The sequence below is a fragment of the Pseudomonas sp. F007 genome (assembly GCF_057814275.1).
Map to the genome: position 1 here is coordinate 673358 of NZ_JBVATA010000002.1, position 15404 is coordinate 688761.

4 protein-coding genes and 1 tRNA gene are annotated in these 15404 nt (G+C 57.5%); 3 read left to right on the forward strand and 2 right to left on the reverse strand.

All coding sequences use genetic code 11. From position 1 onward, the window contains the following. Nucleotides 1-57 precede the first annotated feature (57 nt). The 3 genes from ACZYR5_RS07295 to ACZYR5_RS07305 all read left to right on the forward strand — a co-directional run bounded on the left by ACZYR5_RS07295 (nucleotide 58) and on the right by ACZYR5_RS07305 (nucleotide 10331). Entirely contained in the window at nucleotides 58-4164 is a 4107-nt protein-coding gene (locus tag ACZYR5_RS07295; RefSeq protein ID WP_489088530.1) for a KAP family P-loop NTPase fold protein, read from the forward strand. Nucleotides 4165-4750: 586 nt separating this feature from the next. Beyond that, entirely contained in the window at nucleotides 4751-5908 is a 1158-nt protein-coding gene (locus ACZYR5_RS07300; RefSeq protein WP_442102668.1) for a response regulator, read from the forward strand. A 43-nt stretch (nucleotides 5909-5951) separates the two neighbouring features. Continuing rightward, nucleotides 5952-10331 (forward strand): response regulator, encoded by a 4380-nt coding sequence (locus ACZYR5_RS07305; RefSeq protein ID WP_442102666.1) that lies wholly within the window; start codon nucleotides 5952-5954, stop codon nucleotides 10329-10331. Between the two features lie 1165 nt (nucleotides 10332-11496). Here the strand turns inward: ACZYR5_RS07305 and ACZYR5_RS07310 are convergent. After that, a tRNA-Ile gene (locus tag ACZYR5_RS07310) sits at nucleotides 11497-11573 on the reverse strand. Between the two features lie 15 nt (nucleotides 11574-11588). Beyond that, the gene (locus tag ACZYR5_RS07315) at nucleotides 11589-15332 is read right to left on the reverse strand and encodes a bifunctional diguanylate cyclase/phosphodiesterase (protein WP_489088529.1); all 3744 of its coding nucleotides are present in this window, start codon (nucleotides 15330-15332) and stop codon (nucleotides 11589-11591) included. Nucleotides 15333-15404: the final 72 nt, after the last annotated feature.

The following is a 15404-nucleotide window of genomic DNA, read 5'->3' on the forward strand; positions in this document are numbered from 1 at the left end:
CGTCGCGCCGATACAACCTGCCTAGCAATCACCTCTAGCATCAAGTAGGCTCGCGAAATGGTGGCCTCCAGCCAGCAACTCGTTGATGAAGGAACGCAACGCATGCATGACCCACATGAGTCGATGCCGGCAGTACTTGACCGTCAGATAGAAACAGAAGACCAAGACGCTTTTGGTCATAGGCATTTCGCTCAAGCGTTGCGAAGTTTGGTCGAGTCTGATCATCACCAGCCTCCATTCAGTATCGGATTATTGGGCGGCTGGGGTACTGGAAAGAGCTCGATCAAAGAGCTTTACACTCGTGGGTTGGCGAACGATGCATCAATCTCATCCGGTAACGTACCTCGGAAGGATCGAATCAAAAGCATCACATTCAATGCTTGGCGTTTTGGAGGAAAAGACCAAGACATCAAGCGCGCACTTCTGCGGCACGTGTTTTTGGAGCTTGGAGGAGACGAGCAGGCGTTACACGACAAACTCTTCCGGAACGTGACCCATACTGAGCAACAATGGAAAGGCTGGAGAGAATATACGTTTCAGCTGTGGCGAGCTTGGTCGATGCCGCTACCAGCTTTCCTTCTTGCCATGCTCTTCCTCCTCGGCCTGATATGGCTTGGGCTCGAAATTCTCCCTTGGGGTAACTCAATCGTTCAATCGACTTTCGTTGCCGGTATTTGCGGTGCCTACAGCTACATGCTCAAGCACTTGAAGCCATCAAAGATCGATAGCTTTCGATCCATTACAAAGGTGTCGTTGCCCAGTGCCAGCGCTGAGCAGTATGAGGAAATGCTGCTGGAACAACTAAAGCAGTTCAAGAGGACGACATCAGGGCTCTTCGGTAGATCAACTCGCTGTGAACGACTCGTTATTTTTGTTGACGACCTTGATCGACTCTCCGCGGAGGAAATGGTACTGGGCCTCGACGCTGTCCGAGCGTTCATGGAAATCCCATCCGAGAAGCTACCTTCAGGTCTTGGACTTGTGTTTGTGATCTCGTGTGACGAGGCCAAAGTTGCAGACGCATTGGCTCGCGGCCGTGGGAACCCGGAGCAGCCCGGCACAGTGTTCACCCATAACGATGCTCGACGCTACCTCGATCGAATTTTCCAGTTCCGTCTAGAAATTCCACCGCCACCGCGCAGCGACATGCGCCAGTTTGCACTTGAACGCCTATCATCTTTCGACGAGATCGTTACTGACCTAAAGGCCCGGGGCTCAAGTCCGGAGCAAGTAATAGACCGAATGATCCATGTGAACGTAGTTGATCCTCGTAACGCATTACAGATCGTGAACGCCTTTGCGCAATCTTGGTGGCTAGCCAAACGCCGCGAGCGAGAAGGTGGTTCCAGTGAGCGACCAGGTGGGTTGCACGAGAATGCCGTCACAGGGCATCCAGTCTCATTAGGAGCGCTTAGCGCGGCGCGGGTGAGCTTCCCAGATTTTTATCGAGACCTTCAAGGCGATCCTCAACTGCTCGGCAGGCTGACAGCTCTCCTTGTGAGTGGAGAGTCGGTTATGGATCAACCCGTCGAAACTCGTCCCGTGTTACTTAAACGCTATGTAACGTACGACGAGACAGCGGGCACGAACGTAAGAGAAGGCTGCAGAGAGCTTCGGCAGTTTTTGTCGAGCTTAGTGGGGATTCGTTGGCCTGACTCCCTGCAGAGTCTGTTGTTGCTTTCCGAAGACCCGATCAGCCGTAAATTTGGTGCGGGTACTAGTACCATTTATGGGTTGTTGATGTCTGGTGATACGAAGGGGCTTATAGAGCAGCTCTCGCCACGTGCGGATAAAGTGACAATTAACGACGATCAAGCACACCTGCTGCACCAGATGATCAGTGACTTGTACTTGGAGACGATGAGCCGAAGACACAATGCTATGCGGGTCGTGGCCAACCTTCTCGATCATCTTCCTCAACGAACTGTGCGCTTGGTTCTAGGCCCACTTTGCACCGAGCTGGCCGCATCTATCGATTTAAGATCAATGGTTGGAATGTCCAAGATCGGTTCAGTCTTAAAAATCGCAAATAGCCAGGAGCAGCGCCAGATTGCCGCGGAACTCGTTAAGGATTTGCTCACCAGTAATCACAAAATCGAGTTCCGACTAGAGACAATGCAATCTCCAAGCCTCGACGAAGCCAAAGCAATGGTACTCCAGGCCTGTTCGAGTGTACTGGGGGTTCGCCAGGAACATGGGCTTCCTGCTCAACAGGATCAGGTGTTCATCGAGTGGCTTAAAGTTCGTGATGTCAATATCGGAGCTAGCTCTTACCACTTCAACTTTAACCAGCTCGAAACTTGGCTGAGCAGCCACGAAGAGATGCTGCTGGGCGTACTGGGGGCCGATTACATTTCACTCTTGGCAGCTGAAGTGGAGGCAGGTAGAGGGGGTGAGATCGACCTTGTTAGCGCTGCATCTCGTGTGGATGGCTTGTTTGCTGACCTCGCTCAGCTTGGCGAGGAGAGCAGATCTGAGCTGTGGAAGCTGGTTCGCCAATACCTGGCGCTACCATCAAACGAATTGAAAGGCTGCGCATTAAGAGTCCTAGAGCAGTCTCAGACATTGGCTAGTGCGCAGCCGTTGTCTGACTGCGTGATAGGTGTCGCCAACCTCCTCATCCAGCATCCGGAACCGGAGGTTGACTACAGTAGAGGTTTCAAATGGTTATTGCATGTTGCAACTGCTCGTTTTGAAGCGCTGACAGAGAGTGCGAAATCAAGTCTCGCTGAATTGGCAGTGAATCTTTCAACCGGTGAAAGCTATCAGGTGGATGCTGTTACGCTTTACGAAGGACTCATTCGACGCGATGACGCCCTGACGGCACGCGTGGGGGAAGAGTGGGCCAAAACGCTAGCTGATAATCTTCCTTTGAAGTGTTGTGCTGCGCTGTTCCGAAGTCTTGTACATCTACCTGAAGTGGCGAAGCAACAAATTGCGGCGTACTTCGATAGTGGGTTCGCGCTAGCATCCCCACCAGTGCGGTACCGTGATTTGTACCTGATGGCAGCCGAAGAAATTCCCGCAGACTGCTGGAAAACGGGTGAACTTCAAGTGCATCTGAACAAAGCCTTGAGTGGGTTCCCCTCGAAAGTCAGTAACGGAGCGCCCTATCTCGAGGCTCTATTACCTGGGCTTTCGAAAATCTATCTCTATGCAGATCCCGCGACGGTTGCAACCTGCTTACGCGACACCTTCGCGACTGCTAATAACTACCCTCCCCAGAACAACGTGCTACATCAGCATTTTGCAGGGACGTGGCCTACAACCGAAGCCGTCAAGCCGGGTTATGCCCCTCAAACCATTTTCATCGATGCATTCAACGTTGCGAAGAGAAGCCCTCAAGAGGCGAAGCGCGGGTTGCTGCATTCTCTTGAGTCAATGCTTAACGCGGGAATTGTCGGGGCAGAGCATGAGAGCGAGCTTCTGGAGGTCGCCTGTCTCATTTGGCGAACCCATCCAACAGAGGCTGAAGCGTTCCTAGCTCGTACCTCTGGAACACTCACAGCTGCCCAAATAGCGGCGCTACCCGATGCGATTGGTTGGGAAACGACGGATGAAGTGGATTGGCTAGCGCAAGCTTGGAACAATGCCATCCAAAATCTGAATTTGGCAGAACGATTGGATGCGACTCTTCAGATTCTTGCGAAAGGACAATTCGGTTCAACTGAGCTACCAGATCAAGGCCTCACTCTGTGGACTAGATCCCTCGGCAATCATGCATATGAGGTACTGAAGCAAGCGGTACTCGCCCCCGAAATCACCGACGAAGGTCGGCGTCGTCTGTGGCGGCAGATCGTAACGCTCAGTACCAAGCCTGCCCCCAAGGATCTGATCAATCTAACCGTACAAATCCTTCTGCTAACGTCGGTGCCAGAGACTGCTGCTGCCGTCACTTCTGAGTTGGAGAAAATCGCCCTGCAACTGACGGATCAAGCTGATCGCTACAATATTGCAGTGCTCCTGTTGAAAAACATTCCACAATGTTCGTCCATGACGATTAAAGCGAATTTAGCGCTGCTAGCTCATCAGTTGGGCACCCAAGCAGTGCTCCAATCCGTAGACGAGACCGCATTGAATGAGGATGACCTACAGGTAATCGCAGAGAGTTTTGGCAAGGGGCGTGAACTAACGAAGCTTCAAAGGAGATTTGCAAAGCTGTAAGCGCTCCAAATTTCTTGACTGCCTGGTGCGGCAAACGCTGTTCTGTACAAGGAGTTGGAGACCACGTGCGATGCTATTCGCAGCATCCCAAACAACGGCTTATTTTCTCCCAAAACACGCCAGGGACCCTGGCAATTTGGTCGAGGGACGGGTGCGAAAACTCGCGTGATCGCGTTAGCCGCAGGGTCTGAAAGTTAGTTGACAGGTTGACAAGAAAAGCCTGTGTTTCGAGCTAATGGATGCGTGCAACGCGCAGTAGATTTCCGTAAACCCCCGTCAATACTGCTCGCGGCGTGAGGCTCGGTGTCAACGGTTAACCCTGATAAACGATCAAAGTGCCTGTCAACCTTGTCAAGTAAGTTGACAAGGTTGACAGCTTTCCGAGAAGAAACTGGACGAATCGCACCATCGGGGCAAACGTACCGAGAGGCTGCAAACGGCCAATAGCAGACATTCGATTGAGTGCCTCTTCGAACCAACCTGCCGATCTTCACCTAGCGATTGCGGCGTTTCTAGCTACGCTTGCCAGCAAGAGACTGGCGTAGGTACGCCAGCTCTTGAATTGCGGACTCGGGAGCCAACATACATGGATAGCATGCAGGACGTTTACCCATCAGCTACCGTTCTGGTGGTCGACGATACACCCGATAACCTGATGCTGATCGCAGAGTTGCTCAAGGACAAATATCGGGTCAAGGCCGCCAACAGCGGCGAAAAGGCCCTGCGCCTGCTACAGGCAGACCCGCTTCCCGACCTGATCCTGCTGGACATCATGATGCCGGGCCTGTCCGGTTATGACGTTGCCGAGCAGCTCAAGCTTGACGCTCGCATTCGCCACATACCGATCATTTTCCTGACCGCCATGACCGCTACGGAGGACGAGATTCGCGGCTTGAGCCTCGGTGCTGCGGATTACATTACCAAGCCGATCATTCCCCCGGTTCTAATGGCCAGGGTCGAGACTCAGATCAAGCTCAAGGCCGTTGCCGATTTCCTGCGCAATCAGAACGATTTTCTGGAGCAGGAAGTGCAACGGCGCACCCGCGAGGTGATCGCCATCCAGGATGTCACGATCCACGCCATGGCCTCGCTGGCTGAAACCCGTGATAACGAAACCGGCAACCACATTCGCCGCACCCAGCACTACATCAAACGCCTGGCTGAACTGTTGCGCAATCACCCGCGCTTCCGGGACTTCCTCGACGAGGACACCATCAAACTGCTCTTCAAATCGGCACCGCTGCACGATATCGGCAAGATTGGCATTCCTGATTGCATCCTGCTGAAACCGGGACGGCTGACCGCCGAAGAGTTCGAGATCATGAAAACCCACACCACATTGGGACGCGACGCCATCCAGCACGCCGAGGATCAGTTGGGAATAAACGTCGACTTCCTTCATCTGGCCAAGGAAATTGCCTACGGCCACCAGGAAAAATGGGATGGCAGTGGCTATCCACAAGGTGTGGCCACCGATGACATCCCGATCAGCGCCCGATTGATGGCCGTGGCGGATGTCTACGATGCGCTGATCAGTCGCCGCGTGTACAAGCCCGGCATGCCCCACGAGCAAGCGGTGAAAATCATCCGCGAAGGCCGGGGCTCGCATTTTGATCCGGACATCTGTGACGCGTTTCTCGCCAATGCCGAACAGTTTTGCGCAATTGCCGAGCGATTTGCCGACAGCGACCAGGACATGGCCAGGCAGTTAGCCCTGCTTGAGCAAATTGCTGATCGTCCCTGAGCCCCGCGCATCACTCTGCACATCCAGCTGAAAGAGGCCGTTTATGAACAGACTGTTCGAGATGCTCGAGCGCCTGTCCCTGCGCAGCAAATTGATCATCGGCTTCGCGGCGTTGATGACATTGATCCTGATACTCGGCGTGCAAAGCCTGCGCACCCAGTATTCGCTCAGGCATGAAATGCAGCAGCTGTACCAACAGGATCTTGCCGGTATCCAGCATGTGCAGGAAGTTCGGGTGCAACTACCGCATCTGTTGCTGGCCATGCAACGGGCGATCGCGACCAATAACGCCGACATCCGCATCAGCGCCAGGGCGCAGATGGACCGCGCCCAAGAGCGCCTCCTCGAAGCGTTGGCGCAGGTGCGTCCAACACTGCGCAGACAGAGCAGCATCAGCAGCCTGCTGGAATTCGAACGGGTATTACAGCGTCTGCAAAAAGATGGCGATGAAGCGTTGGAGTTCGCCGGCAAGGGTTCCTTGGGTCAGGCCTTGATGTTGCTCAACAGTAAGGATTTTCTTGCGTTGGAACAGGGCGGCGACGGGTTGCTCAACCAGATCGAGAAAAACAAGGAAGCCGACATCCACGATACGGCGAAGAACCTCGCTGAGTATGCCCAGCGCAGCAGCATGATCACCTATGTCTTGCTGTTGGGCGGTTCAACGTTGGCTTTGCTGTTGACCTGGCTGGTCAGCTATTCCATTCGTGTGCCGCTCAACCGCGTCCGCGTGGCGGTTGATGAATTGGCGTCGGGCAAGCTGGACGGCCAGATCCCCCACACCGACCTGCGCAACGAAACCGGCGACTTGGCGCGGGCCATTGCCACGCTGCAAGTGGAGGCTTGTCAACTTGAACGCCAGCGTTGGGTGAAAGGCCATGCCTCGCTCCTGCAAGTGGATCTGCAACAGGCAGAGACGCCACATCAGTTGGCCCAGGCTTTTTTCAGCCGCATCGCGCCCCGTTTGGGCATGTGCCAAGGGGCGCTTTACGTGCTTTATGAGGGCGCGTCGCGCCTGCAATTAGTCGGCGGTTATGCGGTGGACAGTGAGCACCCGTTGCCCGCCGAGCTTGAACTCGGTGAGGGGTTGCTTGGCCAGTGCGCACTGGATCGCCAACCCCGTCAGCTTGAGGATCTGCCCGAATCGTTCTGGCATGTGCGCGCGCAGTTGGGCGCAGCAGCCGCCAGCCATCTGATGGTGCAGCCGGTGCTGCGTGGCGAGCGCCTGCTCGGGGTTGTGGAAATGGCTGGCTTTCACTCGCTGGAGGAGAAAGAGGCGTTGCTCTTGCAAGAAGTCCTGCCCAGGCTGGCCGGTGCGATGGCCATTATGGAACGCAGCGAGGCAGCCCAAGCGCTGCTGCAGGAAACACGGCGCCAGGCTGACGAAATGGGCGCGCAAACCTTGCTGCTGGAACACCAGGCCAGAGAGCTGGAGGCCCAGCAGGCAGAACTGCGCGCCACCGAGGCCTGGTACCGCGGCATCATCGAGGCAGCACCGGACGGCATGTTGGTGCTGGGAGCCGACGGCCGCATACTGATGACCAACCCGCAAATGGACACCTTGTTTGGTTACGCCACCGGCGAGCTGATTGGCGCCAGCATCGAGCGTCTGGTACCGCAGGCTGCCCGCGAGCGGCATGTCAGGTTACGCGACGGCTTCATTGCCAGCGGCGGAACCCGGCAGATGGGCGGCGATCTGGACGATTTGAGCGGAGTACGCAAAGACGGCAGCCTGTTCTCCGTGGAAATCGGCCTTTCCCATTTGCCCCGCCTCGAGGGGCGTGGCGTCTGTGTGTGTGCCTCGGTGCGCGACGTGAGTGAACGCCGGGCGATGGGAGCCAGGCTGCGAACTGCCAGCGATCGCCTGAACCTGGCACAAGAGGCCGGTGACATCGGGTTATTCGACGTCGATCTGGTCAGCGGCACAAACTATTGGACTCCCCAGCTTGAAACATTGTTCGGACTTGAGCCTGGCGGCTTCGGTGGTTCGTTGGCGCACTGGAAGGCGCTGGTGCATCCCGAGGATGTGGCGCGAGTCAGCAGCACGTTCGAGAACGCCGTTCAGAGTGGCGATGATCGCGTCGAGTTCGACTTCCGGATCGTGCGTAAAAACGATGGGCAGGTGCGCACGTTCCGCTCGCTGAATCGCTTCTCACGCACGCCTGACGGCAAGCCATTGCGCGCAACCGGCATCAACATCGACGTCACCGCACTGGCAGAGGCTAGGGCTGCAGCGGAAGAGGCCACGCTGGCCAAGAGCGAGTTCCTCGCCAACATGAGCCATGAGATCCGAACACCGATGAACGCCATCATCGGCATGAGCCACTTGGCGCTGCGTACAGAACTGGATAAGCGCCAGCGCAACTACATTGAAAAGGTGCACCGATCAGCGGAGAACCTGCTGGGAATCATCAACGACATCCTCGACTTCTCCAAGATCGAGGCCGGCAGGATGAGCCTCGAACACGTGCCTTTCCGCCTGGAGGACGTATTCGACAGCTTCACCTCGATGATTGGCCTGAAGACCGAGGACAAGGGCCTGGAGTTGTTGTTCCAGATCCCGCCCGACTTGCCCACGGCACTGCTGGGCGATCCTCTGCGGTTGGGGCAAGTGCTGATCAACCTGGGCAACAACGCAGCCAAATTCACCGAGCACGGCGAGATCGTGGTCGGAGTGGAAGAAGTGGGGGCGCACACGGACAGTGTGCAACTGCATTTCTGGGTCCGCGACACAGGCATTGGCATGACCGTCGAGCAGTGTTCACGCCTGTTTCAGTCATTCAGCCAGGCGGACAGTTCGATCACCCGCAAATACGGTGGCACCGGGTTGGGGCTGTCTATCTCGAAGAAACTGGTGGAGCTGATGGCCGGCCGAATCTGGGTCGAAAGTGAACCGGGGATCGGCTCTACATTCCATTTCCAGGTGCAACTCGGCGTGCAGCAAAACGTTCTGCCGCGTCGCATGTTCAAGGCCGGCGAACTGCTTGGTATGCGGGTACTGGTCGTGGATGACAACACCAGTGCCCGTGAAATTCTCTCGGGCATGGCACGCAGCTTTGGCCTGGAAGTGGATGTCGCGCAGAACGGTAGTCTGGCGCTGCGCATGTTGGCCGACGCCGAGCACAAGGTATTGCCTTACGATCTGGTCTTGATGGACTGGCGGATGCCTGGCATGGATGGCATGGAGGCCGTGAGCAGAATGCATTCCGCCAGTCTGATGCGCACACCATCGGTCATCATGGTGACCGCTTTTGGCCGCGAAGAAGCCCGCGAAGAAGCCGAACGCCAGGGCCTCCAGTTGCCGGTGATACTGACCAAACCCGTTACGCCGTCCTCGTTACTCGAAGCCATCGGTGTCGTGCTGGGCAGAGACACGAACAGCGATACTCGGGCTGGCGAACGCTCCTTACAGAATGCCGATACCGTCGCCAGTCTCAAGGGAGCGCGGCTGCTTCTGGTCGAAGATAACGAACTGAATCAGGAATTGGCCAGCGAGCTGCTGGAAAGTGTCGGAATACGCTTGCGACTCGCCACGCACGGCCAAGAGGCCTTGGATATCCTCGACGAGGATGGCGACTTCGATGGCGTGCTGATGGACTGCCAGATGCCAGTGATGGATGGCTACACGGCCACCCGGCAAATTCGCCAGCAACCGCGCTTCAGCACTCTGCCAGTGATCGCCATGACCGCCAACGCTATGGACGGTGACCGCGAGCGTGCGCTCGAATGCGGCATGAACGACCATATCTCCAAGCCACTGAATGTCGAAACCATGTTCGCCACAATGGCAAAGTGGATCAAGCCACGAGCCGCTCAAGCACCGCTGAACGCAGTCTTCGCCGATGGCTTGCCAGATCGTCTTGAGGGCATTGATCTGGCGGCGGGTCTCGCCACCTGCATGGGGCGGCGGGATCTCTACTTACGTCTGCTCTGCAAGTTTCGCGATACTCAGACAGACTTTGCCGGGCAATTCCAGGCCGCACGAATCGATCCGGATCCTGGTGCCGCGGGACGGCTGGCGCACAGTTTGCGCGGCACCGCCGGCAACATCGGCGCCAAGGCTGTGGCGCAGGCGTGCACGTTGTTAGAACAGGCCTGCCAGAACGGCGAGCCGGCTACGGTAGTGCAAGCGCTAGCGATGCACGTCGAGCATTGCTTGCTCCCGACCCTGGCGGCTCTGGCCGACCTTAAAACAAACACACCGGCCTCCATGGATGGCTACCCGCTGGACGACTCGGCAATCAGGGAGCAACTGAGCAGGCTTATTGTTCTTTTGGACGAAGGTGATACGGCGGCTTCGGACGTGCTGGTGGCACTGCGCAATATGCCACTCGATCGAGCGTTGGCAGAACGGCTGGCACTCGCCGCGGCGCAGGTGGAACTGTTCGACTTTGATCGCGCCTTGCAGCTCATTCAGGATAAATGAGTTGGGTAGCAGGTAGCCGCTAACCATTAACTGCAGTTGACCGCTTTTGGCCGTTAGATGCCTGTCGTCACTGCCTGTTTATGGTTGGTAAATATTTGCGTGCGAAACGCACAGTGCTTCAAAGATTACTGCGTATGCCTCCCCACAATGCGAGGGGGACCCTGGCAATCTCGTCGAGAGACGGGTGCGAAGACTCGCGGGAAAATTTTAGCGGCAGCGCTCAGAAGTTAGTTAACTGGTTAACTCAGGCTGAAAATCGGCTGTAGCCCGTATAGGACGTGGCCTAGAGCCCAGTTAACCAAGGGGTTAACCTGGTTAACTCCGCGTACCGCGAATCGGCCTCAACGCCAGACGGGCCGGGGCTTTGAGCTTAGTTAACTTAGGAGTTAACCGACTGTTTTACTTGGTTAACTACCAACGCATCCCTAAATTACCCCGCAGGCCGCACCGGCCGTGGCGTTCAGCGCTTATGACATCAGTTAACCGACTAATTTACTCGGTTAACTCTTAGGCCAAAACCTTGCTCATCTAAGGCAAAACTCGCCCCTTTTGAAGCAAAACTCGAATGCTTTTGCAAAAAACTCGACAGCTTCAACGCAAAACTCAGCATCCAGTAAGTGTCCACAAATCCGGTTTCCGCCCCGAATTGTTCCACTCAAAGATGGCCGTGGCGTTTGCTCGATGGCCAAGGGCGATAGGGCGGAAATCTCATTCCCACGAGCCGTGGGTCTTTGCTGCCGATCTGCTGTTGCTGTTCCCCGCAAAAATCACTGGGGTACAAGTTCCCCCGCTGAAGCCCCCGGAAACATTGGCTGTTCCCACTGTTCCCCCGTTCCCCCGTTTTTTTTTCACAGTCACATATTGGGTGTAAAACCAGAAGAGGCGCTATCCACCCACCGAGTGGTATCAAGTCGAGGCTAACCGGGAAGCAGCACAAGAACGTCATCCGGGATATCCGTGAGATGCTCGCTGAGCTCAAGGAACATGGCTCAGATTTGAGTCATGTCCGCGAAGACAAGGATTTACGCGGCTAGGGGCGTGCCGACCACACGCGTACTTTACAAAGGTGCGTTGTGGGACCAGCGAAACGGGGAACGAACGGGGAAAATCGTGGGGAAGAAAAACAAACGACCTACGCCATTACAGCGTAAGTCGTTGATTTATATGGTGGGCCCACACGGACTTGAACCGTGGACCAAAGGATTATGAGTCCTCTGCTCTAACCAACTGAGCTATAGGCCCTCAGTAGGCCGCGGATTATAACGGTGGTTTCTCGGCTGTGCTATCCGAAAAGTCTGAAACTGCGAGACGAAGAAAGGTTGCGGCGAATTCGTCGGCGGGTAGGGGCAGGCTGACGATGTAGCCTTGGATCTGTTCGCAGCCTTCGCCGGCGAGAAATTGCTGCTGGGCCTGGGTTTCGACGCCTTCGGCGATGATGGTGAATTGCATGCTGCGGCCCAGGGCGATGATGGCTCGGACGATCGCTACATCATGGGGGTCGTCGGGCAGGCCGCGGACGAAGGACTGGTCGATTTTCAGGTAGTCCAGGGGCAGGCGCTTGAGGTAGCTGAGCGAGGAGTAGCCGGTGCCGAAGTCGTCGATGGCGATCTGCACGCCCAGGCGTTTGAGCTGGTGCAGGACTTCGAGGGCTTCTTCGGCCTGGCTCATGATGAAGTTTTCGGTGATTTCCAGTTGCAGCAGTCCGGGCTTGAGGCGGTATTCCTTGAGCAGTTGTTCGATACGGCCGAGCAGGGTGGGCTGGCGCAGTTGCGCGCCGGCGAGGTTCACCGACAGCGAGCCGAAGCCCTCATAGCGCTTGTTCCATTCCTGCATCTGCAGGCAGGCTTGTTCCAGCACCCAGTCGCCGATCTGCAGGATCATGCCGTTTTCTTCGGCGAGGGAGATGAAGTGCTCAGGCGGCACATCGCCAAAGATCGGGTGACGCCAGCGGATCAGGGCCTCGGCGCCCACCAGGCGTGGATGCTGCAGGCTGATCTTCGGTTGGTAGTACAACGACAGCTCGTTGCGCTCGATGGCGCGACGCAACTCATGCTCCAGGGCAATGCGCTCGCTGGCCTGGGCGGTGAGGTCGCGGGTGTAGCTTTCGACCCGGTTGCGGCCCTTGGCCTTGGAGCGGTACATGGCGGCGTCGGCGTTTTTCACCAGGGTGGCGACGTCGTTGCCGTCCTTGGGATAGAGGCTGGTGCCGATGCTGGCGCTGATAAAGAACTCGTGTTCGCCGGCCTGGAATGGGGCGCCGAAGCAGTTGAGCAGCTTGTTGGCGATGTGTTCGGCGTCGCTGGACTGCTGCAGACCGGGCAGCAGGATGATGAACTCGTCGCCACCGAGGCGCGCCACGGTGTCGATGTCGCGCAATTGTTCCTTGAGACGCACGGCGATGCCTTTGAGCAGAAGGTCGCCAACCGGATGCCCGAGGCTGTCGTTGATGTGCTTGAAACGGTCCAGGTCGAGGAACAGCACTGCACCCTGGCCGCCCTGTTCGCGCTGATGGTTCAAGGCCATCAGCAAGCGGTTTTCGAACAGGGTGCGGTTGGGCAGGCCGGTCAGCGGGTCGTGGTGGGCCTGGTAGTCGAGCTTGGCCTGGGCGTGCTTGAGGCTGGAAATGTCGGCGAACACGGCGACGAAGTGGGTGATGAAACGATCCTTGTTGCGCACGGCGCTGATGGTCAGCCAGCTGGGGTACAGCTCGCCGTTCTTGCGCCGGTTGGAGATCTCGCCCTGCCAATGACCCTCGGCAGTAAGCTGGTGCCACATGGCGGCGTAGAAGGCGCTGTCGTGTAGACCTGAAGCCAGCAGCCGTGGCGTATGACCCAGGGCCTCGGTCTCGCTGTAGCCGGTAATTTCGCTGAACGCGCGGTTAACGGCGCTGATGTGCTGTTGCGTGTCGGTGATCAGCACACCCTCGGCGGTGCTTTCGAACACGGTGGCGGCCTGCTGCAGTTTTTCCTGCATCAGATGCCGTTCGGTGATGTCGCGCGCGATGGTCAGCATGCATTCGTCATCGCCAATCGGCAGCGGCCGGCTGGACATTTCGCAGAGGCGGATCTGCCCGTCGTTGCGGCGGATGTGGCAACTGAAGTCGCGCACGAAGCCATCGCGCTTGAGCAGGTCGAGCATTTGCCGGCGCTCGTTGAGGTTGACCCAGATGCCCAGGTCGAGGGTCGAGCGGTCCAGCGACATGGCGCTGTTGAAGCCGGTAATGCGGCTGAAGCCCTCGTTGACCTCGATCAGCAGGCCGTCACTGACCCGTGACAGCAACAGGCCGTCCGGCGATGCGTGAAATGCTTTGGCGAACTTCTCTTCGGAGGTCTGCAGCTGTTGCTGGGTTTCCTTGAGCTGGCTGATGTCGCGCACCACCACCACCAGTGCCGGCGTGGTGTCGAGTTCGAAGGGTTCGGCGGAGATCAGGCCGGTGAACACCTGGCCATTGCTGCGGCGAAAGGGCATCTCCAGGTTGCGGATCGGGCCCGCCTGCAAGCGCTGCAACAATCCAGGGCCGACTCCGGGAATGCCCCAGATATTCAGGTCGGTGGCGGTCTGGCCGATCACCTCTGCGGCGCTCAGGCCGATTTGATCCTCGAACGCTTCGTTGACTTCCAGCAGGCAGCCGTCGGACAGGCGCGCGATCACCAGGATGTCCGGGCATTGCTGGAACACCGAGGCGAATTTCTGCTCGGAGAGGCGCAAGGCTTCTTCGGTGTGCTTGGCTTCGCTGATGTCGATCATCAGGCCGCGCATCACCGGCTCGTGGCCGTGCTCGATCAGGCTGACGATATCGCGCACCCACAGGCAGCGGCCGTCAGCGGTGATGACCCGGTAATCGAGGCTGTGATCGCGTCCGGCCAGTACCTCCTGTTCGCAGAAGGTCTGGGCGCGGATGAGGTCGGCCGGGTGGATGATGTTGCGCCAGAATCCCGGGATCAGCCAATGCGAGAGAGGGTAGCCGAGCAGGTCTTCGGCATGGGGCGAGACGTAGCTGTAGGTGAAGTCATTGATGTTGGCTTCCCAGGCAATGGCCGACAGGCTCTCCACCAGCCCGCGATAGTGGTATTCGCTGCTGCGCAGTTCCTGCTCCAACGCGACGCGCCGGGAAATTTCCGAGCTCAGGCGCCGGTTGATGCGGATGACCACGGCGAGCACGCCGACCAGCAACAGTATCCCGGGCAGGCCGTAGACCAACAAATCTGACCAGAACGTGCGGTGATCCAGCACGTTGCCAACCCAATGCTCCTGAATCGCGCTGATTTCCCCCGGGCTCATGTCGGCCAGCACCTTGTCGAGGATGCTTACCAGCAGCTTGTTGTCCTTGGGCACGGCCATTGCCAGTTGATAGCGATAGGGCGTCTCGCCACTGACATAAAGCCCTTCGAGCTTGAGTTGGCGCAGGCTCCAGACGCTGGATGCCAGGTCGCCGACTACGGCGTCGACTTCATCGGTGGCCAACGATTGCAGGGCAGAGCTGACGTTGGGCATGGGCACCAGATTCAGATCGGGGTGTTGCGTGCGCAGCAGTTCGTGGGGCGCGTAGTTCTCCACGACGGCAATCTTCAGGCCGTACAGGTCTTCGATGGTGTGTGGCTGGGCGCCTCCGACGTGGGCCAGGATGACGATCGGGAAGTCCAGGTAGGGCCGGGTGAACGACAGGTAGTTCTGGCGCTCCGGGGTCGACATGATGCCGGGCAGCAGGTCGAGTTTGCCGTGTTTGACCTGGTCCAGGACTTCGGTCCAGCTGACCGGTTCGACTGGTGTGACACGCACCGCCAGGCGGTCGCGTACAACGTTGATGTAGTCGGCCGCCAGCCCTTGGTAGCGGTCCTGTTCATCACGAAACTCGAACGGTGGCCACGACGCATCGACACCCAGGCGCAATTCGGGGTGAGCCGCAAGCCAGCCACGTTCCTCGTCGGTCAGAGTCAACGCGTCAGCCGTTGCGGTCCAGGTCATCAGCGACAGTAACAGCGCGGCCGGGAGTCTGGGCATAACGGTCTCGTTATGGCTCGGGGAGAATGTTTCGAGTGTAGACGGGCTGCGGGCGTGGGGCGATAGCGCGAG

Coding starts and splice junctions, on each gene's coding strand:
- ACZYR5_RS07315 (WP_489088529.1), bottom strand. CDS start 15,332: ATGCCCAGACTCCCGGCCGCGCTGTTACTGTCGCTGATGACCTGGACC.
- ACZYR5_RS07300 (WP_442102668.1), top strand. CDS start 4,751: ATGGATAGCATGCAGGACGTTTACCCATCAGCTACCGTTCTGGTGGTC.
- ACZYR5_RS07295 (WP_489088530.1), top strand. CDS start 58: ATGGTGGCCTCCAGCCAGCAACTCGTTGATGAAGGAACGCAACGCATG.
- ACZYR5_RS07305 (WP_442102666.1), top strand. CDS start 5,952: ATGAACAGACTGTTCGAGATGCTCGAGCGCCTGTCCCTGCGCAGCAAA.